The sequence below is a fragment of the Enterobacter oligotrophicus genome (genome assembly GCF_009176645.1).
Lineage (GTDB): Bacteria > Pseudomonadota > Gammaproteobacteria > Enterobacterales > Enterobacteriaceae > Enterobacter > Enterobacter oligotrophicus.
In genome coordinates, this window is the sequence record NZ_AP019007.1 from 3,372,126 (window position 1) to 3,396,291 (window position 24,166).

Sequence of the window (24,166 nt, forward strand, 5' to 3'; positions counted from 1 at the left end):
GGGACGAGGGGATTGTCTCTGGTAAACTCCTTGCGGCTATTTGTATGACCAAAAAGAACAGACAATGAAAGCAACGACTCCCTCATTTGAAGAACAACAGTTTGCGCGCGCGCAGCACCGTATCAGTATTCGGCGTTTACTTAATCGCGATAAAACGCCTCTGGCGATCCTGCTGGCCGCTGCCGTGGTGGGAACCTTGGCAGGGCTGGTGGGGGTCGCGTTCGAAAAAGCGGTTAACGCCGTCCTTAACTGGCGCATTGGAACGGTCGCCGGGCACGCAGATAGCGGATGGCTGGTCTGGGTGTGGGCGTTTGGCCTGTCAGCCCTGTTTGCGATGGTCGGTTATTTTCTGGTGCGCAAATTCGCCCCGGAAGCGGGCGGCTCGGGTATTCCTGAAATTGAAGGCGCGCTGGAAGAGTTGCGTCCTGTGCGCTGGTGGCGGGTGATCCCCGTTAAATTCATTGGCGGCATGGGAACACTTGGCGCGGGAATGGTGCTCGGGCGGGAAGGGCCAACGGTGCAGTTAGGCGGTAACGTGGGGCGAATGGTGGGCGATCTTTTTCGGATGCGCAGTGCCGAAGCGCGTCATACGCTGCTGGCAACCGGGGCTGCTGCCGGGCTTTCTGCGGCGTTTAATGCGCCGCTGGCGGGTATCCTGTTTATTATCGAGGAGATGCGCGCGCAGTTTCGCTATAACCTCATCTCGATAAAAGCGGTGTTTACCGGTGTGATTATGTCGAGCATTGTCTTTCGCATTTTCAATGGCGAAGGGGCGGTGATTGAAGTCGGTAAGCTGACCAACGCGCCGGTGAATACGCTATGGTTGTATCTGGTTCTCGGCATGATTTTTGGCGTCGTCGGCCCGCTGTTTAACACGTTGATCTTACGTGCTCAGGATATGTTCCAGCGTATTCACGGGGGTAATACCACCAGATGGGTGCTGGTCGGCGGTTTGCTTGGCGGAGCTTGCGGGCTTCTTGGCTTTATCGAACCGAATGCGGCGGGCGGCGGCTTCGGGTTGATCCCGATTGCGGCGGCGGGGAATTTTAGCGTTGGCCTGCTGCTGTTTATGTTTATTTCACGGGTTATCACCACGGTGCTCTGCTTTTCCTCTGGCGCGCCTGGCGGTATTTTTGCTCCCATGCTGGCGTTGGGAACTCTGCTGGGAACGGCATTTGGCATGGCTGCCACGGCAGGTTTCCCGGCGTATCATCTGGATGCCGGGACGTTTGCGATAGCGGGAATGGGCGCGCTGCTGGCGGCGTCACTGCGTGCGCCCTTGACCGGGATCGTGCTGGTGCTGGAGATGACGGACAATTACCAGCTCATTTTGCCAATGATCATTACCTGTCTCGGCGCGACACTATTAGCCCAATTCCTGGGTGGAAAACCGTTATACTCCACCATTCTTGCTCGTACCCTGGCAAAACAAGAGGCTGAGCGGGCCTCAACGCAGAATACTTGAATGAATTACCAGGGTATTAGATAATGACAAAAAGAATTGGGTGATTTTTACCCAATTGCAGTAAGCAGTATTCATGGGAGCATAAGATGAGTGATGACGTAGCGCTGCCGTTGCAATTTACCGAAGCAGCAGCCAAGAAAGTGAAAACCCTGATTGCCGACGAAGACAATCCGGATCTGAAACTGCGTGTATATATTACGGGTGGCGGCTGCAGCGGCTTCCAGTACGGGTTTACCTTTGATGACCAGGTTAACGATGGCGATATGACTATCGAGAAGCAGGGCGTCGCACTGGTGGTTGACCCGATGAGCCTGCAATATCTGGTGGGCGGTGCAGTGGATTACACCGAAGGTCTGGAAGGGTCTCGCTTTGTCGTGACCAACCCGAACGCAAAAAGCACCTGTGGGTGTGGTTCTTCGTTCAGTATCTAAGAAGGTGCGGGCTGATGCCCTCACCCTGGCCCTCTCCCACAGGGAGAGGGAGAAAAGACTAAAAACGGTAACCTTGCGGTTACCGTTTTGCGTTTACCTGTCATCCAGCGCAAACGTTGGCAACTTCAGGTGCCAGCGGATCGCCGCTAACCGTATCCCCAGCGTAACGACCATCCCCAGCATCGCGGAATTCTCCAGCGGGATCGCAAAGGTGTAGTACGCGGTGGCGTGAACAATCCCGCCAACAATACAGGCCGTCGCATAAATTTCGGTTCGCAGGATCATCGGCACTTCACGTGCCAGAATGTCGCGAATGATCCCGCCACCCACGCCGGTTAATACACCCATGCAGATCGCCACCATCGGGCCTGTCCCTGCATTAAAGGCTTTATTCACGCCGATGCCGACAAACACCGCCAGACCGACGGCATCCAGTACCGGGAGTATCCATTTTGGCAATCTGCGAGGCTGGCGAACCAGCACGATCGTTAACAGACAAGTGACCATCGCAACCACCAGATCGGTTGGGTCTTTAACCCAAAAAACCGGGCCATGCGCCAGCGCCATATCGCGGATTGTTCCGCCGCCCACAGCAGTGACAACGCCAAGCACCAGCACACCAAACGGGTCCATGCGCAGTTTTCCGGCAAGCAGAACGCCGGAGATAGCAAAAACGGCTGTGCCAAGAATATCCAGCCAATATACGAGCATCGTGAAATCCTCGAATTCTTCGGGTCTACGTTAATGACTCTCAGCCAACGCGGCGCAGAGTTGTTTTGCGGCGAGGATAATACGCGGGCTGGCGCGTTCAAACCAGTCGCTGTGTAGCGCTATCACCGGAATTTTGAGCTGGCGTTGCCAGAATTGTTCAATTTTAGGAATCTCGCTCGCACTTCCGACCACGACAATGGCCTGAGGTTGCCGCGCCAGCACCTGTTCCCGGCTCACCTGCGGCCAGGGCACCCGGCTGGCGGCAAAGATATTTTCACCGCCGCAGGCTTCCAGTACCTGATTCTGTATTGAACCTTTCCCGGTGGTGAACAGCGGCTGGCTGCCAAACTGCAGGAAAACGCGCTTTTTGGCAGGCGTATCGTATCTGGATTTCAGCGCGGCATAGTCGCTGAGCAACTGCTGTGCGGTTTGCACGGCTTTTTTGGGGGTTGGGCTATAGGGAGCCAGGTCGCGCAGCGCCTGGGCAACCTGCTCAATGCTCACCGCGTCAACCCACATGACTTTTATTCCGAGCGACGAGAGCTGGTTTACCTGTCTTTCGGCGTTGCCGCCACGCCAGGCCAGCACGAGATCGGGCTTAAGCGCCACAATGCGCTCAAGATTCATCCCCTGCCATGTGGCAACCTGTTCTATATCAGCCGCTTGCGGCGGATAATCCGAAAAACTGCTGACGCCAACGGGCGTGATCCCGGCGGCAAAAGCCAGCTCGGTGTTGGCGGGGGAGAGCGTTATCACCCGCGGTGCAGCAAAAAGCCATACCGGGGCGAATAAAAGCAGGGCGGCCAGCGCCCTTAAGAACGGTTTAGCCACGTGCCAGTTTCTGCACCAGGCTTTCCACCATCACGGTAGACTGTTTGGCCGCAACGGCCAGGAACTCGTCAAAGCTCAGGTGAGACTGTTGATCGGCCACGTCAGAGATAGCGCGAACCACCACGAACGGTACGCTGAAATTATGGCAAACGTGAGCAATCGCGGTCGCTTCCATTTCAACGGCAACGGCCTGCGGGAAGTTATGACGGATTTTAGCCAGGCCGACAGAGCCATTGATGAAAGCATCGCCGCTAACGATCAAACCGCGCACCGCATTGAGGTTCAGCTCCGCGATGCAGCTTTCTGCTGCAGCAATCAGCTTGTCATCCGCTTTAAAGCCCGCCGGACAACCCGGAAGCTGACCATATTCGTAGCCGAATGCCGTGACGTCTGCATCGTGGTAACGCGCTTCGTCAGAAACCACGATATCGCCCACTTTTAACGTGGAGGCCAGGCCGCCCGCAGAGCCGGTATTAATGATCACGTCCGGCTTGCAGCGCTCAAGCAACAGCGTTGCACCCAGCGCAGCAGCAACTTTACCGATGCCTGATTTCAGCAGAGCCACATCCACTCCATTCAACTGGCCGGTGTAGATCTCACAGCCACCCAGAGAGAGAGTCTGACGGTTCTCAATTTTGTCACGCAGCAGCGTAACTTCTTCTTCCATTGCACCAATAATGCCGATTTTCATAGATTTACTCGCGATGTGCCTTGTTAAGATGCATAGTCTATCATGCGGTTAAGGGGAAACGCATTCTCACGCGGGGGAGCACATGGCACCAATCGATTTTCGCACCAAAATTAACTGGCATCGTCGTTTCCGTTCGCCACAGGGTGAAAAGAGCGAACATGAGATCCTGCGTATTTTCGAAAGCGATCGCGGGCGCATTATCAACTCTCCGGCGATCCGCCGTTTACAACAAAAAACCCAGGTCTTTCCGCTGGAGCGTAATGCGGCGGTGCGCACGCGCTTAACCCACTCGATGGAAGTTCAGCAGGTCGGGCGTTATATTGCCAAAGAGATTTTAAGCCGTCTTAAAGAGCAGCGGTTGCTGGAAACCTACGGTCTTGACGAACTGACGGGGCCGTTTGAGAGCATCGTTGAGATGGCTTGTCTGATGCATGACATTGGCAATCCACCTTTCGGGCATTTCGGTGAGGCCGCCATTAATGACTGGTTCAAACAGCGGCTTTTCCCCTCTGATGTGATAAGCCAGCCGCTCAGCGACGATCGCTGCGTGGTGCAGGATTTACGTCTGAGGGAAGGTGAAGAGGGGCTGAACGATTTACGTCGCAAGATACGTCAGGATCTTTGCCATTTCGAGGGGAATGCGCAGGGGATTCGGCTGGTGCACTCCCTGATGCGTATGAACCTGACGTGGGCGCAGGTTGGCTGCATTCTGAAATATACGCGACCGGCCTGGTGGACGGGGGAAACGCCCGCTACACACAGTTATTTGATGAAAAAGCCGGGATATTATCTTTCCGAAGAGGCCTATATTGAGCGGCTGCGTAAAGAACTTTCACTGACGCCAAACGGCCGTTTCCCATTGACGTGGATTATGGAAGCGGCCGATGATATTTCCTATTGCGTGGCAGATCTCGAAGACGCCGTTGAAAAAAGAATATTCAGCGTCGAGGAACTTTACCAGCATCTTTATGATGCGTGGTGCAGCCATGAAAAAGGGTCGCTGTTTTCTCAGGTTGTCGAAAATGCCTGGGATAAATCGCGTTCAAATTCCCTGAGCCGCAGTACGGAAGACCAGTTCTTTATGTATTTGCGGGTCAATACGCTCAATAAACTGGTGCCTTATGCGGCTGCGCGGTTTATCGATAATTTACCCATGATCTTCAGTGGGGAATTTAACCACGCGCTGCTGGAAGATGACAGCAGCTTTAGTCAGTTGCTTGAGTTATATAAAAATGTGGCCGTGCGCCATGTATTCAGCCATCCGGATGTCGAACAGTTAGAGCTGCAGGGATACCGGGTCATCAGCGGTCTGCTGGAAATTTATCGGCCTTTACTGCAATTGTCTGTTGATGAGTTCAGCGAGCTGGTTGAAAAAGAACGCGTGCGCCGCCTGCCCATTGAATCCCGGCTGTATCAAAAACTTTCAACCCGGCATCGTCTGGCTTATGTGGAAGCAATCAGCAAAATTGAGCGGCATGCGGTTCAGTGGCCGGTGATGGAATATTATTACCGTTGTCGCCTTATTCAGGACTATATCAGCGGCATGACCGATTTGTATGCATGGGATGAATACCGCAAGCTCATGGCCGTTGAATAAAGGCGGAGTTTTGTAAAGACGACCAATAAATTTTTACTTTTTCCATAAACTTAATCCCGGAACTAAGCGGTATAAAATGAATCTGAGTTACACAGCAATTTTGCGTTATCAGTAAATCGAGATTGAGAAACATGAAAAAAACCACATTAGCAATGAGTGCACTGGCTCTGAGTTTAGGTTTAGCGCTGTCTCCTCTGACTGCTACTGCAGCCGAGACTGCGTCTTCGGCAGCAACCGCGCAGCAGATGCCAAGCCTGGCACCGATGCTCGAAAAGGTGATGCCATCGGTGGTGAGTATCAACGTTGAGGGTAGCACGACCGTTAATACGCCGCGTATGCCGCGTAACTTCCAGCAGTTCTTTGGCGACAACTCGCCGTTCTGCCAGGACGGTTCACCGTTCCAGAGTTCCCCGTTCTGTCAGGGCGGTGGTGCCGGTGATGACAGCCAGGGCGGTAACGGCGGCCAGCAACAGAAATTCATGGCGCTTGGCTCGGGTGTCATTATCGATGCAGCAAAAGGCTATGTTGTGACCAACAACCACGTTGTGGATAACGCCAGCACCATTAAAGTGCAGCTGAGCGATGGCCGTAAATTTGACGCTAAAGTGGTGGGTAAAGACCCGCGCTCTGATATCGCGCTGATCCAGATCCAGGAACCGAAAAACCTGACGGCGATTAAACTTGCCGACTCTGATGCGCTGCGCGTCGGTGACTACACCGTGGCGATCGGAAACCCGTTCGGCCTGGGCGAAACTGTGACCTCAGGTATCGTCTCTGCGCTGGGTCGTAGCGGCCTGAACGCTGAGAACTACGAAAACTTTATCCAGACGGATGCAGCCATTAACCGCGGTAACTCCGGTGGTGCGCTGGTGAACCTGAACGGCGAACTGATTGGTATCAATACCGCGATTCTGGCACCGGACGGCGGCAACATCGGTATCGGCTTTGCAATCCCAAGTAATATGGTGAAAAACCTGACCGCGCAGATGGTGCAGTACGGCCAGGTGAAACGTGGTGAGCTGGGTATCCTGGGGACGGAGCTGAACTCTGAACTGGCGAAAGCGATGAAAGTGGACGCCCAGCGCGGGGCATTCGTCAGCCAGGTCATGCCGAACTCCTCTGCGGCGAAAGCGGGGATTAAAGCGGGTGATGTGATCACCTCCCTGAACGGTAAACCGATCAGCAGCTTTGCCGCGCTGCGTGCCGAAGTGGGCTCTATGCCGATTGGCAGTAAAGTGACTCTCGGCCTGCTGCGTGAAGGTAAGCCAGTTAATGTGAGCCTGGAACTGCAGCAGAGCAGCCAGAATCAGGTGGATTCCAGCACCATCTTCAGCGGTATTGAAGGCGCTGAGATGAGTAACAAAGGCCAGGACAAAGGTGTGGTGGTGAACAACGTGAAAGCGAATTCGCCTGCTGCCCGTATCGGCCTGAAAAAAGGTGATGTGATCATGGGGGCTAACCAGCAGCCAGTGAAAAACATCGCGGAACTGCGCAAAATTCTCGACAGCAAACCTTCCGTGCTGGCGTTGAATATTCAGCGTGGTGACACCTCGATCTACCTGCTGATGCAGTAATCCCCAGAAGCCCCCGCGTGTTCTGAGCGGGGGTTTTTCTCTTTTCTGTGACCCTTTCCACAAGTCCATATTTATCCCCCTGACTTTGTGCATCTGCACAATGCGACCGTAATGGAACTCTCCTATGCTTGAGCTCTGCTCACAGGAGGGTTACATGGCTGGCTGGCATCTTGATACCAAAATGGCGCAGGATATCGTGGCGCGTACCATGCGCATCATCGATACCAATATCAACGTAATGGATGCCCGCGGGCGCATTATCGGTAGCGGCGATCGGGAACGCATTGGGGAATTGCACGAAGGTGCGCTGCTGGTGCTTTCCCAGGGACGCGTGGTGGACATTGATGATGCGGTCGCAAAACATCTTCACGGTGTACGGCAGGGCATTAACTTACCGCTCCGACTCGACGGTGAAATTGTCGGCGTGATCGGCCTGACCGGGGAGCCGGAATCGCTGCGTAAATACGGTGAACTGGTGTGCATGACGGCAGAAATGATGCTGGAGCAGTCGCGCCTGATGCACCTGCTGGCGCAGGACAGTCGTCTTCGTGAAGAGCTGGTCATGAACCTGATTCAGGCAGAAGAGCATACACCTGCCCTGAGCGAGTGGGCGCAGCGGCTGGGGATCGACCTGAATCAGCCTCGCGTGGTGGCCGTGATTGAGGTGGATAGCGGTCAGCTGGGAGTGGACAGCGCGATGGCAGAGCTCCAGCAACTGCAAAATGCGCTGGCGACGCCGGAACGCGACAACCTGGTGGCGATAGTTTCTCTGACGGAAATGGTGGTGCTCAAACCCGCGCTGAACGCGTTCGGCCGCTGGGATGCGGAAGATCACCGTCGGCGTGTGGAGCAACTGATTTCCCGCATGAAAGAGAACGGCCAGCTCCGTTTTCGCGTTGCGCTGGGAAATTACTTTACCGGACCGGGCAGTATTGCCCGTTCCTGGCGCACGGCACGTACCACCATGATGGTGGGCAAACAGCGTATGCCGGAGAGTCGCAGCTATTTCTATCAGGATCTGATGCTGCCGGTACTGCTCGACAGCCTGCGCGGCGGCTGGCAGGCTAACGAGCTGGCGCGTCCGCTCGTGCGCCTGAAAGCGATGGATAATAACGGACTGCTGCGCCGCACGTTGCAGGCGTGGTTCCGCCATAACGTGCAGCCGCTGGCGACGTCTAAGGCGCTGTTTATCCACCGTAATACGCTGGAATATCGGCTTAACCGGATCTCGGAACTGACGGGGCTGGATTTAGGGAATTTTGACGACCGGCTACTGCTGTATGTGGCGTTGCAGCTGGATGAACAGAGATGATGCTGTTTGCCGGGTGGCGGCTTCGCCTTACCCGGCCTACATGCGTTCGTAGGCCCGGTAAGCGAAGCGCCACCGGGCAATAAAACGGCTCATTTGTTACGCGTCAATTTCTCAAGATCCGCTTCAATTTCGCTGATCTTGTTGGTAACAACGCTTTCCAGATGACGCAAGTCATCAAGGATCTTACGTTTGAGATCGACTTCGGTACGATCGCGCTGGCAGATCTGATCGAGTTCATCGATCACATAGCGCAGGTTAGGGCTGATTTCCTGTACTTCTTTGTATCCCTGACCGACACCGTCAGCAACGACGGTCTTACGCTGGCGCGGGTATTTAAACTTCACGCTCTTGGCGAAAAATTCTCCTTTGTCCTTGTGAAAATAGATTTTCAAAATATCGTTATTGGCTTCCTGACGGAGGCTGTAACGATCAATCTCATCAGGATTGGTAATGCCCAGACTTTTCAGATTATCGTACATAGCGGTACCCTTGATCTCAACATAACCTTTGAATAATTAACGAAAAAATCTATTTTCGCCACCCTCAGATACAAAAAAAGCGGGGTTGCCCCCGCTTTTTGTTATACCCGATTAATCGATGGTGCGCAGCAACTCGTTGATGCCCACTTTGCCGCGGGTTTTCGCATCGACTTTCTTCACGATGACCGCACAGTACAGGCTGTATTTGCCATCTTTAGACGGCAGGTTGCCGGAAACCACAACGGAACCCGCCGGTACGCGACCGTAATGCACTTCACCGGTTTCTCGATCGTAGATACGGGTGCTCTGGCCGATGTAAACGCCCATGGAAATCACGGAACCTTCTTCAACGATCACGCCTTCAACCACTTCGGAGCGTGCGCCGATGAAGCAGTTATCTTCGATGATGGTTGGGTTAGCCTGCAGTGGTTCCAGTACGCCACCGATGCCAACGCCGCCGGAGAGGTGGACGTTTTTACCAATCTGCGCGCAAGAGCCGACGGTCGCCCAGGTATCCACCATGGTACCTTCGTCTACATACGCACCGATGTTCACGTAAGATGGCATCAGCACAGTGTTGCGTGCGATGAATGCGCCCTGACGCACTGCCGCAGGGGGAACCACGCGGAAGCCTTCTTTCTGGAAACGCGCGTCGTCGTAGTCTGCAAATTTCATTGGCACTTTATCAAAGTAGCGGCTTTCTGCTCCGTCGATAACCTGGTTATCGTTGATACGGAAAGAGAGCAGCACGGCTTTCTTCAGCCATTGATGAGTCACCCACTGGCCGTCAATTTTTTCTGCGACACGCAGTGCGCCGGAATCCAGCAGAGAAATCACCTGGTTAACGGCTTCACGGGTAACGGTATCCACATTTGCCGGAGTGATTTCGGCGCGACGCTCAAAAGCGGACTCAATAACGTTCTGTAACTGCTGCATTGTTTACTCTTTCCATTTCAAAAAAACACGTCACCCTTTATCGTTTGGATTGAGGGCTGCTGTCAACCGTTGTTGCACCTCAAGTTGCAGGTCATTATTAAGGGCACGCCGGTCGGCGGTCGCGATTATAAATAAATCTTCTACTCGCTCGCCAATGGTTGTAATTCGGGCACCGTGTAGCGAAATTCCCAGATCGGCAAAAACCTGGCCGACGCGGGCGAGCAGCCCTGGCTGGTCAAGTGCGATAAGCTCAAGGAACGATTTACGATCGGTGTGGGTCGGCAGGAAATTGACCTCAGTATCGACGGTAAAGTGTCGCAATTTCGCCGGTTGACGGCGCGGCTGCGGTGGCTGCCAGCTGCGCTGGGTAATGGCCTGTTCCAGACCGAAGCGTATCCCTTCATGGCGATCCGACGACAGCGGGCTGCCATCCGGTTCCAGCACAATAAAAGTATCCATTGCCATGCCGTCGCGGGTGGTGAAAATTTGCGCGTCATGAACGCTCAGGTTACGCCTGTCCAGCTCGGCGCACACCGCAGCAAACAGATAGGGCCGATCCGGGCTCCAGATGAAAATCTCCGTCCCACCGCGCGTGGCCTGCGGGCTGAGCAGGATCATCGGCTTTGACAGATCGTGCTGGAGCAAATGCCGTGCATGCCAGGCGAGCTGGTTTGGGCTGTGGCGCACAAAGTAGTTAGCACGACAGCGCGCCCAAATCTGGTGCAGTGCCTCTTCATCAATATTATCCATCCGCAGCAGTGCCAGTGCCTGCAACTGGTGGTGGCGCACGCGTTCGCGCATGTCCGGGGTGTTCTGCATCCCGCGACGTAGCTGTTTTTCCGTTGCGAAGTAGAGTTCACGCAGCAGGCTTTGCTTCCAGCTATTCCACAGCGTTTCGTTGGTGGCGCAGATATCGGCCACCGTCAGACACACCAGGTAGCGCAGGCGGTTCTCCGTTTGCACCGCTTCGGCGAACTGCTTGATCACCTCCGGGTCCTGAATATCACGACGCTGTGCAGTCACTGACATCAGCAGGTGATGGCGTACCAGCCAGGCGACCAGCTGCGTTTCACGCGAGTTCAGCCCGTGCAGCTCGGCAAATTTCAGCACGTCCTGGGCACCCAGCACCGAGTGGTCGCCACCGCGGCCTTTGGCGATGTCGTGGAACAGGGCGGCAATCAGGATCAGCTCAGGGCGAGCCAGGCGCGGCCACAGCTCCACGCACAGCGGATGGCGGGATCGCGTCTCTTCTTTCGCAAAACTTTCCAGCTTGAGCATGACGCGGATCGTGTGTTCATCTACCGTGTAGGCGTGGAAAAGATCGAACTGCATCTGCCCGACGATATGCGACCACTGCGGCATATAGGCCCACAGTACGCTGTGGCGGTGCATGGGCAGCAGCCCACGACTGACGGCTCCCGGATGGCGCAGCATGCTCAGAAACAGAGAACGTGCTTCCGGGATATAGCATAGCGGCTGCTTCAGATGGCGGCGGGCATGGCGCAGATGGCGCAGGGTGGTGGAGTAGATCCCGGTGATCGTGCTGTTGCGAACCATAGTGTAAAACATCCGCAGGATCGCTTCCGGCTCGCGGATAAATAATGTTTCGTCGCGCAGGTCGATAAGCGTACCGCGCAGCTGGAATTCGTCATCAATGGGGCGCGGCTTTTCGTCTGCCGTCAGCGCCAGAATCGCTTCGTCGAACAGTTGCAGCAGCATCTGGTTCAGCTCGGTGACGCGACGAGTGACACGGAAGAAATCCTTCATCATGTGCTCGACCGGCTCGTTGCCTTCACCGCTATAGTTGAGGCGCTGGGCCACGCTGAGCTGGCGATCAAACAGCAGGCGGTTATCGTAGCGCGTGACTTCCAGATGAAGGGCAAACCGGATACGCCACAGCAGGTGCAGACACTCGTTTAGCTCGTTGCGTTCGGCCTCAGTTAAGAAGCCAAACCCGACCATCTCATCGAGCGATGTCGCGCCGAAGTGGCGGCGGGCGACCCACTGTAAGGTGTGGATGTCGCGCAGGCCGCCGGGGCTGCTTTTGATATCCGGCTCAAGGTTATAGCTGGTGCCGTGATAGCGCTGATGGCGCTGATTTTGCTCCTCAACCTTTGCGGCGAAGAATTTTTCTGACGGCCAGAAGCCGTCGCTGAAGATATGTTTTTGCAGTTCAAGGAACAGGGCCACGTCGCCAATCAGCAGGCGGGTTTCAATGAGGTTGGTGGCAACGGTCAGGTCAGATAACCCTTCCAGCAGGCACTCTTCCAGGGTGCGCACGCTGTGGCCGACTTCCAGCTTCACGTCCCACAGCAGCGTCAGCAGTTCGCCAATCTTTTGTGCTTGTTCGTCCGGCAGCTTTTTGCGGCTTAAAATCAGCAGATCGATGTCGGAAAGGGGATGAAGCTCGCCGCGACCATAGCCCCCGACGGCGACCAGCGCGATGTCGCCAATCTGCCCGAATCCGTAATCAATCCACAGACGCTGCAGGAGCTGGTCGATAAATTCTGTACGTGCTTCGATCAACTGCTCAGCGGAAATACCGGCATCAAAGGCGCTACCCAGCCAGCGCTGGAAGATATCCATATGCGCTTTGATGTGGGCGCAGGTCAGTTCATGTGGTGGCCAGACGCCTGGGTTGTCGGGCTGATCGGGGAGGGTGGGAAGGGCTGTGTTAGCATACTGTTCGGGTAAAAGATTACTCATCGTGCGCCACCCATAAGAAAAAGCTATCGCCATTAAAAAAGCCGGCATTCGCCGGCTTTTTATCACTCAATGTTCGTCAGTATCGCCGGGATGGTGTCATCCTTGCGCAACGTCATAATTTCGCAGCCGTTGTCTGTTACCACAATAGTATGCTCGTACTGTGCAGACAAGCTCCGGTCTTTGGTTTTCACCGTCCAGCCATCTTTCATGGTGCGGATACGGTAATCACCTGCGTTCACCATTGGTTCGATGGTGAAGGTCATGCCTTTTTGCAGCACCACGCCACCGTCATCCGCATCGTAGTGCAGAACCTGCGGTTCTTCGTGGAAGACGCGGCCAATGCCGTGACCGCAGTATTCACGCACCACGGAGAAACCTTCCGCTTCAACGAATTTCTGAATCGCCGCGCCGAGGGTACGCAGACGGATGCCCGGTTTGACCATTTTCAGCGCCAGATAAAGGCTCTCTTGCGTCACCTTGCACAGACGCTCGCCCAGGATAGTTGGCTTGCCGACGATGAACATCTTTGAGGTGTCACCGTGGTAGTCATCTTTAATGACGGTGACGTCGATGTTGACGATGTCGCCATCTTTCAGCAGTTTTTCGTCGTCCGGAATACCGTGACACACCACTTCATTAATGGAGATGCAGACGGATTTCGGGAAGCCGTGATAGCCGAGGCAGGCGGAAACCGCGTGCTGCTCTTTCACGATATAGTCGTTACAGATGCGATCCAGTTCACCGGTGCTGACGCCCGGTTTCACAAACGGTTCGATCATTTCCAGCACTTCAGCGGCCAGACGACCGGCGACGCGCATCTTTTCAATTTCTTCAGGGGTCTTAATAGAGATAGCCATGTAATCTGTCCATCAGTGTCGATTTTTTCGACAATACTAGTCTAAGTATCGTCAATGGTATCAGTCTGGCGCACCCCGTGCCAAATTGAGAATCATTAACAGCACACACCGCCAACAATTATTGGTTTCTGGCCGTGTTTTGTGGTATAAAGCGCGCCGGACTTCCGATCCATCTCGAATACACAGGCTGGACGGGAGCGACAAATCTCACTTTGTGTAACAACACACACGTATCGGCACATATTCCGGGGTGCCCTTTGGGGTCGGTAATATGGGATACGTGGAGGCATAACCCCAACTTTTACTATAGAGGTTTTAAACATGGCAACTGTTTCCATGCGCGACATGCTCAAGGCTGGTGTTCACTTTGGTCACCAGACCCGTTACTGGAACCCGAAAATGAAGCCTTTCATCTTCGGCGCGCGTAACAAAGTTCACATCATCAACCTTGAGAAAACTGTACCAATGTTCAACGAAGCCCTGGCTGAGCTGAACAAGATCTCTTCCCGTAAAGGTAAGATTCTGTTCGTTGGTACTAAGCGCGCTGCAAGCGAAGCTGTGAAAGATGCTGCTAACAGCTGCGACCAGTTCTTCGTGAACCATCGCTGGTTGGGCGGCATGCTGACCAACTGGAAAACTGTTCGTCAGTCCATCAAGCGCCTGAAAGATCTGGAAACCCAGTCTCAGGACGGTACTTTCGACAAGCTGACTAAGAAAGAAGCGCTGATGCGCACTCGTGAACTGGACAAGCTGGAAAACAGCCTGGGCGGTATCAAAGATATGGGCGGCCTGCCAGACGCGCTGTTCGTTATCGATGCAGACCACGAGCACATCGCTATCAAAGAAGCTAACAACCTGGGTATCCCGGTATTCGCTATCGTTGATACCAACTCCGATCCGGACGGTGTTGACTTCGTTATCCCGGGTAACGACGACGCAATCCGTGCTGTTAGCCTGTACCTGAGCGCTGTAGCTGCTACCGTTCGTGAAGGCCGTTCCCAGGATCTGGCTTCTCAGGCGGAAGAAAGTTTCGTAGAAGCTGAATAATAAGGTATTACCCCTTATTAGTACCGTGTATGAATAGGGGCCCATTATCGGCCCCTTTTTTCAATTTATACTGTTTGGCTTCTGGCCGGGCAGTTCACATCTCCCGAGGATTTAAGAATGGCTGAAATTACCGCATCCCTGGTAAAAGAGCTGCGTGAGCGTACTGGCGCAGGCATGATGGATTGCAAAAAAGCGCTGACTGAAGCGAACGGCGACATCGAGCTGGCAATCGAAAACATGCGTAAATCCGGTGCGATCAAAGCAGCTAAGAAAGCAGGCAACGTTGCTGCTGACGGCGTGATCATCACCAAGATCAACGGCAACTACGGCATCATTCTGGAAGTTAACTGCCAGACTGACTTCGTTGCTAAAGATGCTGGTTTCCAGGCATTTGCGAACAAAGTTCTGGACGCCGCTGTTGCGGGCAAAATCACTGACGTTGAAGTTCTGAAAGCACAGTTCGAAGAAGAACGTGTTGCGCTGGTTGCTAAAATCGGTGAGAACATCAACATCCGTCGCGTATCTTCTCTGGAAGGTGACGTTCTGGGCTCTTACCAGCACGGCGCGCGTATCGGTGTTCTGGTTGCGGCTAAAGGCGCTGACGAAGAGCTGGTTAAACAACTGGCAATGCACATCGCTGCAAGCAAGCCAGAATTCGTTAAGCCAGAAGACGTGTCTGCTGAAGTGGTAGAGAAAGAGTACCAGGTTCAGCTGGACATCGCGATGCAGTCTGGTAAGCCTAAAGAAATCGCAGAGAAAATGGTTGAAGGCCGCATGAAGAAATTCACCGGCGAAGTTTCTCTGACTGGCCAGCCTTTCGTTATGGACCCAAGCAAGTCTGTTGCTCAGCTGCTGAAAGAGCATAACGCTGACGTCACTGGCTTCATCCGCTTCGAAGTGGGCGAAGGCATCGAGAAAGTTGAGACTGACTTCGCAGCTGAAGTTGCTGCAATGTCCAAGCAGTCTTAATGAGTGAAAAGGAGCCGCCTGAGGGCGGCTTCTTTTTGTCACCCATCAGACGAAATCAGACAGGCTCCAGTATCGCTGTGCTGATTTGCGACATATCATGTCGCCAGAATTAACCCCCATCTTAATCGTTGACAGTCTCAGGAAAGAAACATGGCTACCAATGCAAAACCCGTGTACAAACGCATTCTGCTTAAGCTGAGTGGCGAAGCGCTGCAGGGAACGGAAGGCTTCGGTATTGACGCAAGCATCCTTGACCGCATGGCACAGGAAATCAAAGAACTGGTCGAACTGGGTATCCAGGTTGGCGTGGTCATTGGCGGTGGCAACCTTTTCCGTGGTGCTGGTCTGGCGAAAGCGGGGATGAACCGCGTTGTGGGCGACCACATGGGTATGCTGGCAACCGTAATGAATGGCCTGGCCATGCGTGATGCGCTGCATCGTGCCTATGTCAACGCTCGCCTGATGTCCGCTATTCCTCTGAATGGCGTATGCGATAACTACAGCTGGGCAGAGGCCATCAGCCTGCTGCGCAACAACCGCGTGGTGATCCTCTCCGCCGGTACGGGTAACCCGTTCTTTACCACCGATTCCGCTGCCTGCCTGCGCGGTATCGAAATCGAAGCCGACGTGGTGCTGAAAGCGACCAAAGTCGACGGCGTGTTTACGGCCGATCCGGCAAAAGATCCTTCTGCGACCATGTACGATCAGCTGACCTATAGCGAAGTGCTGGATAAAGAGCTGAAAGTGATGGATCTTGCCGCCTTCACGCTGGCTCGTGACCACAAACTGCCGATCCGTGTCTTCAACATGAACAAGCCTGGTGCGCTGCGTCGCGTCGTTATGGGCGAAAAAGAAGGCACTTTGATCACGGAATAATTTCCGTCGGCGATAAATACAGGTAAGATTCCGCTTTATTTTGTAGTGGTATCTTACCCGGACGCGCCTTTGGCGTTGTCATGAATTAAACGCGACTATACTTAGCACACCTGTAGCGCTGTGCTGGCGGATAGTCTGCCTGAGACAAGTTTTCAAGGATTCGTAACGTGATTAACGACATCAGAAAAGATGCTGAAGTACGCATGGAAAAATGCGTAGAAGCGTTCAAAAACCAAATCAGCAAAATCCGTACTGGCCGTGCTTCTCCAAGCCTGCTGGATGGCATCATCGTGGAATACTACGGTACGCCAACACCTCTGCGTCAGCTGGCGAGCGTGACTGTCGAAGATACCCGCACGCTGAAAATCAACGTATTCGATCGCTCCATGAGCCCGGCCGTTGAAAAAGCGATCATGGCGTCTGACCTGGGTCTGAACCCAAGCTCTGCGGGTGCTGACATCCGCGTTCCGCTGCCTCCGCTGACCGAAGAGCGTCGTAAAGATCTCATCAAAGTGGTGCGTGGTGAAGCTGAGCAGGGTCGCGTTTCCGTGCGTAACGTGCGTCGTGATGCGAACGATAAAGTAAAAGCCCTGCTGAAAGAAAAAGAGATCAGTGAAGATGATGACCGTCGTTCTCAGGACGACGTACAGAAAATGACTGACGCTGCGATCAAGAAAATTGACGCGGCGCTGGCAGAGAAAGAAGCGGAACTGATGCAGTTCTGATTTCTGTCGTACACTGATAAAACGCCGTTCAGAAGGACATGATGTCTTACTGGCGGCGTTTTGCTTTTATCGGGTCTAACTTTTTCCGGGCATCTCATGAAGCATTTAACACTCCTTGGCTCAACCGGCTCGATCGGTTGCAGCACCCTCGACGTGGTTCGCCATAATCCTGACAGCTACACCGTGACTGCTCTCGTGGCCGGAAAGAACGTGCAGCGCATGGTTGAGCAATGTCTGGAGTTTACGCCTCGCTTTGCGGTGATGGATGATGAAGTGAGTGCTCGCCAGGTGAAAGCGTTGCTGCAGGAGAAGGGCTGCCGCACCGAGGTAATGAGCGGGCAGCAGGCGGCCTGTGACATGGCGGCACTGGCTGAAGTGGATCAGGTGATGGCGGCCATCGTCGGAGCCGCAGGGCTTCTGCCGACGCTTGCTGCTATTGATGCCGGTAAAACGGTATTACTGGCGAATAAAGAGTCTCTGGTGACCTGCGGACGCCTGTTCATGGACGCGGTCAAACAGCGCGGAGCGCGTCTTTTGCCGGTAGATAGCGAACATAACGCGATTTTTCAGAGTTTACCGCAACCTTTTCAACAGAACCTGGGGTACGCTGACCTGGAGCAGAATGGCGTCGTGTCGATTCTGCTTACCGGGTCTGGTGGCCCGTTCCGTGAAACGCCACTGTCTGAACTGAGCGCAATGACGCCGGATCAGGCGTGCCGTCACCCGAACTGGTCGATGGGGCGTAAGATCTCCGTCGATTCAGCCACCATGATGAACAAAGGTCTGGAATACATTGAAGCGCGCTGGCTGTTTAATGCGTCAGCGAAACAGATGGAAGTGCTGATCCACCCGCAATCGGTGATTCACTCTATGGTGCGCTATCAGGATGGCAGCGTGCTTGCACAACTGGGCGAACCGGATATGCGCACGCCAATCGCGCACGCCATGGCGTGGCCGAATCGCGTAAAATCCGGCGTGAAACCGCTCGATTTTTGCAAGCTGAGTTCACTGACCTTTAGCGAACCTGACTACGACCGTTATCCGTGCCTGAAACTTGCGATGACGGCCTTTGATCAGGGGCAAGCGGCGACGACGGCACTCAATGCGGCCAATGAAATTACCGTTGAGGCATTTCTTCAACAGCAGATCCGCTTCACCGACATCGCTGCGCTGAATCTGTCGGTGCTGGAGATGATGGATTTGCGTGAACCACAAAGTGTGGAAGAGGTGCTGGCGGTGGATAAAGAGGCACGCATTGTTGCGCGGAAACAGGTGACACGTCTCGCAAGCTGGTGATAAAGCAAGCACTAGTGGTCGTGCTATTTGTTAGCGTTGGGCTTCAGTGATATAGTCTGCGCCACCTGATCGCAGGTATTTGACTTTGTGTGGTCAGGTAAGCCGTGGTTTGACACGGCTTTTTTATGTATAGGCTTCAGTATTCCTGAGTACCGTTACATCCTTTTCAGGGACTAAAAACGCGTTATGTTGTCTGCGAATCAACCAATGAGCGAAAACTTGCCAGCACATGGCTGTCGCCATGTAGCAATCATCATGGATGGCAATGGCCGCTGGGCGAAAAGACAAGGGAAGATACGAGCCTTTGGGCATAAAGCTGGGGCGAAATCTGTGCGCCGCGCTGTTTCTTTTGCCGCCAATAACGGCATTGATGCGTTAACGCTCTATGCTTTTAGCAGTGAAAACTGGAATCGACCTGCGCAGGAAGTGACGGCGCTGATGGAACTGTTTGTGTGGGCGCTCGACAGCGAAGTAAAAAGCCTGCACCGCCACAATGTCCGCCTGCGTATTATTGGCGAAACCAGTCGTTTTAACTCACGTTTGCAGGAACGAATTCGTAAAGCAGAAGCGCTGACGGAAAACAACACCGGTCTGACGCTCAATATCGCGGCGAATTACGGCGGACGCTGGGATATTATCCAGGGCGTTCGGCATCTGGCCGAACAGGTTCAGGAAGGGCTGTTGAGACCCGACCAGATTGATGAAGAGGCGCTGAGTCAGCAAATCTGCATGAATGAACTGGCACCTGTGGATTTGGTAATTAGGACAGGGGGAGAACACCGCATAAGTAACTTTTTGCTTTGGCAAATCGCCTACGCCGAACTTTACTTTACTGATGTTCTTTGGCCCGATTTTGATGAACAAGACTTTGAAGGTGCGCTGCATGCCTTTGCCAATCGAGAGCGTCGTTTCGGCGGCACCGAGCCAGGTGGCGACAACGCCTGATGGGGGTAGCTTTTGCTGAAGTATCGCCTGATTTCCGCTTTTGTATTAATACCCATTGTCATAGCGGCGCTGTTTTTACTGCCCCCGGTGGGATTTGCTATCGTTACGCTGGTGGTGTGTATGCTTGCCGCGTGGGAATGGGGACAGCTTAGCGGCTTTACGTCGCGCACACAGCGGGTATGGCTGGCGGTACTCTGTGGCTTTTTACTGGCCCTGATGCTGTTTACCTTGCCTGAATATCACCATGATATTCACCAGCCGTTGGTTGCAGGCTCCTTATGGATCTCGCTGGTCTGGTGGGTTGTCGCGCTTTTGCTGGTGCTTTTTTATCCAGGTTCTGCGGCGATATGGCGTAATTCAAAAGTGTTGCGCCTTATTTTTGGCCTGCTCACAATTGTTCCTTTTTTCTGGGGTATGCTCGCGCTACGCGCCTGGCACTACGACGATAACCATTACAGCGGTGCGTTATGGCTGCTTTATGTGATGATTCTCGTCTGGGGGGCTGACTCAGGGGCCTATATGTTTGGTAAACTGTTCGGCAAACATAAACTGGCACCGAAGGTTTCTCCGGGCAAAACCTGGCAAGGGTTCATTGGTGGCCTGTTTACGGCGGCGATCATCTCCTGGGGCTATGGCGTCTGGGCGAATCTTGAGGTTGCTCCGTCAACGCTGCTGGTATGCTCGATTTTCGCTGCGCTGGCATCGGTACTGGGTGATTTAACCGAGAGTATGTTTAAGCGTGAAGCAGGGATTAAAGACAGTGGTCACCTTATTCCAGGGCACGGCGGAATACTGGATCGCATTGACAGCCTGACAGCGGCTGTTCCAGTGTTTGCTTGTCTGCTTTTACTGGTATTCGGGACGATTTAACGGAAGGTTTTATGCTGAGCATTCTCTGGAATCTGGCGGCGTTCATTGTTGCACTGGGTGTACTGATTACCGTGCATGAATTTGGCCATTTCTGGGTTGCCCGGCGTTGCGGTGTGCGGGTGGAGCGATTTTCCATCGGTTTTGGTAAGTCGCTCTGGACGCGCACCGACAAGCATGGCACCGAGTTTGTCATTGCCCTGATACCGCTGGGCGGCTATGTCAAAATGCTCGATGAGCGCGTCGAGCCAGTCGCCCCGGAACTCCGACACAGTGCGTTTAACAACAAAACGGTTGGACAACGTGCTGCTATCATTGCTGCCGGCCCGGTAGCCAATTTCATTTTCGCTATCTTTGCCTACTGGCTGGTGTTTATCATCGGCGTGCCTGGCGTACGCCCGGTTGTGGGTGAAATTACCCCTGACTCCATCGCGGCAAGTGCGCAAATTACACCGGGAATGGAACTTAAAGCGATTGATGGTATCGAAACCCCTGATTGGGATGCCGTGCGATTGCAACTGGTCGCTAAAATCGGCGATGAGCAGACGACTGTCAGCGTGTCGCCGTTTGGATCTGACCAGCGGCAGGAAAAAGTGCTGGATTTACGTCACTGGAGTTTCGAGCCTGACAAAGAGGACCCTGTTTCTGCACTGGGGATTCGACCGCGCGGTGCGCAGATCGAACCGGTGCTCGCCGAAGTACAGGCAAATTCGGCGGCGAGCAAAGCAGGTTTGCAAGCAGGCGACAGGATCGTTAAAGTCGATGGTCAGCCATTAACACAGTGGATGACCTTTGTTACTCTGGTGCGCGATAATCCGGGTACGTCACTCGCGCTGGAAGTGGAACGGCAGGGGAGCCCGCTCTCGCTGACGCTGATACCGGATACCAAATCGGGCAGCGGCAAGGCGGAAGGGTTTGCAGGTGTAGTGCCGAAAGTGATCCCTCTGCCTGATGAGTACAAGACAATACGCCAGTATGGGCCGTTTAGCGCCATCCTTGAAGCCACGGATAAAACATGGCAACTGATGAAGCTAACGGTCAACATGTTGGGGAAATTGATAACCGGTGATGTGAAACTGAACAACCTCAGTGGGCCTATCTCGATTGCTCAGGGGGCTGGGATGTCAGCGGAATTCGGGGTGATTTACTATCTCATGTTCCTCGCGCTGATTAGCGTGAACCTGGGGATAATCAACCTGTTCCCGCTTCCCGTATTAGACGGGGGCCATCTGCTGTTTTTAGCGATTGAAAAGCTAAAAGGCGGACCGGTATCCGAGCGAGTTCAAGACTTTAGTTATCGCATCGGCTCGATTTTGCTGGTGCTGTTAATGGGGCTTGCACTTTTCAATGATTTCTCTCGGTTGTAAGAGAGTTAGTTAGGAAGAACGCATAATAACGATGGCGATGAAAAAGTTGCTCATAGCGTCGCTGCTGTTTAGCAGCGCCACCGTATACGGTGCTGACGGGTTCGTAGTGAAAGATATTCATTTCGAAGGCCTTCAGCGTGTCGCCGTTGGTGCGGCCCTCCTCAGTATGCCTGTGCGCCCTGGCGATACGGTCAATGATGATGATATCAGTAACACCATCCGCGCTCTGTTTGCCACTGGCAACTTTGAGGACGTCCGCGTCCTGCGCGATGGTGATACGTTGCTGGTTCAGGTAAAAGAACGTCCAACGATCGCCAGTATCACTTTCTCCGGCAACAAGTCGGTGAAAGATGACATGCTCAAGCAGAATCTTGAAGCCTCTGGCGTTCGTGTGGGGGAATCACTGGACCGCACAACCCTTTCAGACATTGAAAAAGGTCTGGAAGACTTCTATTACAGCGTCGGTAAATACAGCGCCAGCGTGAAAGCGGTGGTGACGCCGCTGCCACGTAACCGTGTTGACCTGAAACTGGTCTTCCAGGAAGGTGTTTCTGCGAAGATCCAACAGATCAACATTGTGGGTAACCACGCGTTCAGCACCGACGAACTGATCTCAACCTTCCAGCTTCGTGACGAAGTGCCATGGTGGAACGTTGTCGGCGATCGCAAATATCAGAAGCAGAAGCTGGCAGGCGACCTTGAAACCCTGCGCAGTTACTATCTGGATCGCGGTTACGCTCGCTTTAATATCGATTCAACCCAGGTAAGTCTGACTCCGGACAAGAAAGGGATCTACATTACGATTAACATCACTGAAGGCGATCAGTACAAGCTCTCGGGTGTTGAAGTAAGTGGAAATCTGGCGGGGCACTCTGCTGAGATCGAATCGCTGACAAAAATTCAGCCGGGCGATCTCTATAGCGGCTCTAAAGTGACCAAAATGGAAGACAGCATTAAGAAGCTGCTCGGCCGTTATGGTTATGCGTATCCGCGTGTACAAACTCAGCCGGAAATCAACGATACGGATAAAACCGTTAAGCTGCACGTTAACGTTGATGCGGGCAACCGTTTCTATGTGCGTAAGATTCGCTTCGAAGGTAACGATACCTCTAAAGATTCCGTTCTGCGCCGCGAAATGCGTCAGATGGAAGGGGCGTGGCTGGGTAGTGACCTGGTAGACCAGGGTAAAGAGCGTCTGAACCGTCTGGGCTACTTTGAAACGGTCGATACCGATACACAGCGTGTACCAGGCAGCCCGGATCAGGTTGATGTCGTTTATAAAGTGAAAGAGCGTAATACCGGTAGCTTCAACTTTGGTATAGGTTACGGTACTGAAAGTGGCGTGAGCTTCCAGGTGGGCGTTCAGCAGGATAACTGGCTGGGTACGGGTTACTCCGTTGGTATCAACGGCACGAAAAACGACTACCAGACCTATTCTGAGTTCTCTGTGACTAACCCATACTTCACCGTTGACGGTGTGAGCCTGGGCGGTCGTATCTTCTATAACGACTTTAAAGCAGACGACGCGGATCTGTCCTCCTATACCAACAAGAGCTACGGTGTAGATGGCACGCTCGGCTTCCCGATTAACGAATACAACACCTTGCGTGCGGGCCTGGGTTACGTGCATAACGACCTGTCCAACATGCAACCGCAGGTGGCGATGTGGCGTTATCTGGACTCAATCGGCCAGTCTGCGAGCACGTCCAGCGACAACAACGGTTTCGCTGCGGATGACTTCACCTTCAACTACGGCTGGACGTATAACCGCCTTGACCGTGGCTACTTCCCGACGGAAGGTTCGCGTGTCAACCTGAACGGTAAAGTGACCATTCCGGGTTCCGATAACGAGTTCTACAAGGTGACGCTGGATACCGCGTCCTACTTCCCGATTGATGATGACCATAAGTGGGTTGTTCTGGGTCGTACTCGTTGGGGCTATGGTGATGGGATTGGCAGCAAAGAGTTGCCGTTCTATGAGAACTTCTATGCGGGTGGTTCCAGCACCGTTCGTGGCTTCCAGTCCAATAACATTGGTCCGAAAGCGGTTTATTACGGCGGTAATGACGAAGATAACTGCGCAAGCCGTGATCCAAAACAAGTATGTAGCTCTGATGATGCTGTAGGCGGTAACGCCATGGCCGTGGCGAGCCTGGAGTTCATCACGCCTACGCCGTTTATCAGCGACAAGTATGCGAACTCTGTCCGTACCTCGTTCTTTATGGATGCCGGTACGGTGTGGGATACCAACTGGAGCACCACAGGTATGCCGAGCGATATTCCAGACTACAGCGATCCAGGCAATATTCGCATGTCTGCAGGTATCGCATTACAATGGATGTCACCGCTGGGGCCGTTGGTCTTCTCTTACGCCCAGCCGTTTAAGAAATACGATGGAGACAAAGCGGAGCAGTTCCAGTTTAACATTGGTAAAACCTGGTAATAATCCGCTGCAATGGAATGCGTTGGCAGTGTAGCGCTGAC

Annotated in this window: 21 protein-coding genes; 14 read left to right on the forward strand and 7 right to left on the reverse strand. The window is 53.7% G+C overall.

Annotated features, from left to right (window positions below):
- Positions 1 to 64: 64 nt before the first annotated feature.
- Together clcA and erpA are read left to right on the forward strand one after the other, a co-directional pair.
- The gene (gene clcA / locus EoCCA6_RS16125; RefSeq protein ID WP_152083503.1) at positions 65 to 1,465 is read left to right on the forward strand and encodes a H(+)/Cl(-) exchange transporter ClcA; all 1,401 of its coding nucleotides are present in this window, start codon (positions 65 to 67) and stop codon (positions 1,463 to 1,465) included.
- Positions 1,466 to 1,551: 86 nt separating this feature from the next.
- Positions 1,552 to 1,896, forward strand: coding sequence for an iron-sulfur cluster insertion protein ErpA (erpA, locus tag EoCCA6_RS16130; protein WP_152083504.1), 345 nt, complete (start codon positions 1,552 to 1,554; stop codon positions 1,894 to 1,896).
- Between the two features lie 93 nt (positions 1,897 to 1,989).
- Here erpA and EoCCA6_RS16135 read toward each other — a convergent pair whose 3' ends face one another.
- Genes EoCCA6_RS16135 through mtnN form a run of 3 tightly spaced genes read right to left on the reverse strand, consistent with a single transcriptional unit; the run spans position 1,990 to position 4,129 of the window.
- Entirely contained in the window at positions 1,990 to 2,607 is a 618-nt protein-coding gene (locus EoCCA6_RS16135; RefSeq protein ID WP_152083505.1) for a TRIC cation channel family protein, read from the reverse strand.
- 30 nt (positions 2,608 to 2,637) lie between these two features.
- Positions 2,638 to 3,438 carry a vitamin B12 ABC transporter substrate-binding protein BtuF gene (gene btuF / locus EoCCA6_RS16140; protein ID WP_152083506.1) on the reverse strand — a complete coding sequence of 267 codons (801 nt, stop codon included), beginning with the start codon at positions 3,436 to 3,438 and terminating at the stop codon, positions 2,638 to 2,640.
- Positions 3,431 to 4,129 carry a 5'-methylthioadenosine/S-adenosylhomocysteine nucleosidase gene (gene mtnN / locus EoCCA6_RS16145; RefSeq protein WP_152083507.1) on the reverse strand — a complete coding sequence of 233 codons (699 nt, stop codon included), beginning with the start codon at positions 4,127 to 4,129 and terminating at the stop codon, positions 3,431 to 3,433. Before mtnN ends, btuF begins: the two co-directional genes overlap by 8 nt.
- Before the next feature lie 82 nt (positions 4,130 to 4,211).
- Between mtnN and dgt the strand changes: the two genes are divergently transcribed.
- From dgt to cdaR, 3 genes are all read left to right on the forward strand, one after another.
- On the forward strand, positions 4,212 to 5,726 hold the full coding sequence (dgt, locus tag EoCCA6_RS16150) for a dGTPase (RefSeq protein WP_152083508.1): 1,515 nt from the start codon (positions 4,212 to 4,214) through the stop codon (positions 5,724 to 5,726).
- Between the two features lie 131 nt (positions 5,727 to 5,857).
- Positions 5,858 to 7,300 carry a serine endoprotease DegP gene (degP, locus tag EoCCA6_RS16155; protein WP_152083509.1) on the forward strand — a complete coding sequence of 481 codons (1,443 nt, stop codon included), beginning with the start codon at positions 5,858 to 5,860 and terminating at the stop codon, positions 7,298 to 7,300.
- A gap of 154 nt (positions 7,301 to 7,454) precedes the next feature.
- A complete protein-coding gene (cdaR, locus tag EoCCA6_RS16160) occupies positions 7,455 to 8,612 on the forward strand; it encodes a DNA-binding transcriptional regulator CdaR (protein WP_152083510.1) in 1,158 nt (385 codons plus the stop codon).
- Between the two features lie 89 nt (positions 8,613 to 8,701).
- Here the strand turns inward: cdaR and EoCCA6_RS16165 are convergent, their stop codons facing one another.
- The 4 genes from EoCCA6_RS16165 to map form a co-directional block, all read right to left on the reverse strand.
- Positions 8,702 to 9,091: a DUF3461 family protein gene (locus EoCCA6_RS16165; protein ID WP_008501916.1), complete on the reverse strand. Its 390-nt coding sequence runs from the start codon at positions 9,089 to 9,091 to the stop codon at positions 8,702 to 8,704.
- A gap of 111 nt (positions 9,092 to 9,202) precedes the next feature.
- Positions 9,203 to 10,027, reverse strand: coding sequence for a 2,3,4,5-tetrahydropyridine-2,6-dicarboxylate N-succinyltransferase (gene dapD, locus EoCCA6_RS16170; protein WP_152083511.1), 825 nt, complete (start codon positions 10,025 to 10,027; stop codon positions 9,203 to 9,205).
- A 30-nt stretch (positions 10,028 to 10,057) separates the two neighbouring features.
- Positions 10,058 to 12,733 carry a bifunctional uridylyltransferase/uridylyl-removing protein GlnD gene (gene glnD, locus EoCCA6_RS16175; protein ID WP_152083512.1) on the reverse strand — a complete coding sequence of 892 codons (2,676 nt, stop codon included), beginning with the start codon at positions 12,731 to 12,733 and terminating at the stop codon, positions 10,058 to 10,060.
- Between the two features lie 62 nt (positions 12,734 to 12,795).
- The gene (map, locus tag EoCCA6_RS16180; RefSeq protein ID WP_152083513.1) at positions 12,796 to 13,590 is read right to left on the reverse strand and encodes a type I methionyl aminopeptidase; all 795 of its coding nucleotides are present in this window, start codon (positions 13,588 to 13,590) and stop codon (positions 12,796 to 12,798) included.
- 321 nt (positions 13,591 to 13,911) lie between these two features.
- Here map and rpsB point away from each other — a divergent pair, with 321 nt between their 5' ends.
- From rpsB to bamA, 9 genes are all read left to right on the forward strand, one after another.
- Entirely contained in the window at positions 13,912 to 14,637 is a 726-nt protein-coding gene (gene rpsB, locus EoCCA6_RS16185) for a 30S ribosomal protein S2 (protein WP_003856207.1), read from the forward strand.
- Between the two features lie 117 nt (positions 14,638 to 14,754).
- A complete protein-coding gene (gene tsf / locus EoCCA6_RS16190) occupies positions 14,755 to 15,606 on the forward strand; it encodes a translation elongation factor Ts (protein WP_152083514.1) in 852 nt (283 codons plus the stop codon).
- A gap of 150 nt (positions 15,607 to 15,756) precedes the next feature.
- On the forward strand, positions 15,757 to 16,482 hold the full coding sequence (pyrH, locus tag EoCCA6_RS16195; RefSeq protein ID WP_000224567.1) for a UMP kinase: 726 nt from the start codon (positions 15,757 to 15,759) through the stop codon (positions 16,480 to 16,482).
- A gap of 167 nt (positions 16,483 to 16,649) precedes the next feature.
- Complete coding sequence (gene frr, locus EoCCA6_RS16200) at positions 16,650 to 17,207, forward strand: ribosome recycling factor (RefSeq protein ID WP_152083515.1); 558 nt, start codon at positions 16,650 to 16,652, stop codon at positions 17,205 to 17,207.
- Positions 17,208 to 17,303: 96 nt separating this feature from the next.
- Positions 17,304 to 18,503, forward strand: a complete 1,200-nt coding sequence (gene ispC, locus EoCCA6_RS16205; RefSeq protein ID WP_152083516.1) for a 1-deoxy-D-xylulose-5-phosphate reductoisomerase — start codon at positions 17,304 to 17,306, stop codon at positions 18,501 to 18,503.
- A gap of 186 nt (positions 18,504 to 18,689) precedes the next feature.
- Positions 18,690 to 19,448 (forward strand): (2E,6E)-farnesyl-diphosphate-specific ditrans,polycis-undecaprenyl-diphosphate synthase, encoded by a 759-nt coding sequence (ispU, locus tag EoCCA6_RS16210; protein WP_152083517.1) that lies wholly within the window; start codon positions 18,690 to 18,692, stop codon positions 19,446 to 19,448.
- 12 nt (positions 19,449 to 19,460) lie between these two features.
- On the forward strand, positions 19,461 to 20,318 hold the full coding sequence (gene cdsA, locus EoCCA6_RS16215; protein ID WP_152083518.1) for a phosphatidate cytidylyltransferase: 858 nt from the start codon (positions 19,461 to 19,463) through the stop codon (positions 20,316 to 20,318).
- A gap of 11 nt (positions 20,319 to 20,329) precedes the next feature.
- Complete coding sequence (gene rseP / locus EoCCA6_RS16220) at positions 20,330 to 21,682, forward strand: sigma E protease regulator RseP (RefSeq protein ID WP_152083519.1); 1,353 nt, start codon at positions 20,330 to 20,332, stop codon at positions 21,680 to 21,682.
- Between the two features lie 31 nt (positions 21,683 to 21,713).
- The gene (gene bamA, locus EoCCA6_RS16225) at positions 21,714 to 24,125 is read left to right on the forward strand and encodes an outer membrane protein assembly factor BamA (protein ID WP_152083520.1); all 2,412 of its coding nucleotides are present in this window, start codon (positions 21,714 to 21,716) and stop codon (positions 24,123 to 24,125) included.
- Positions 24,126 to 24,166 lie beyond the last annotated feature (41 nt).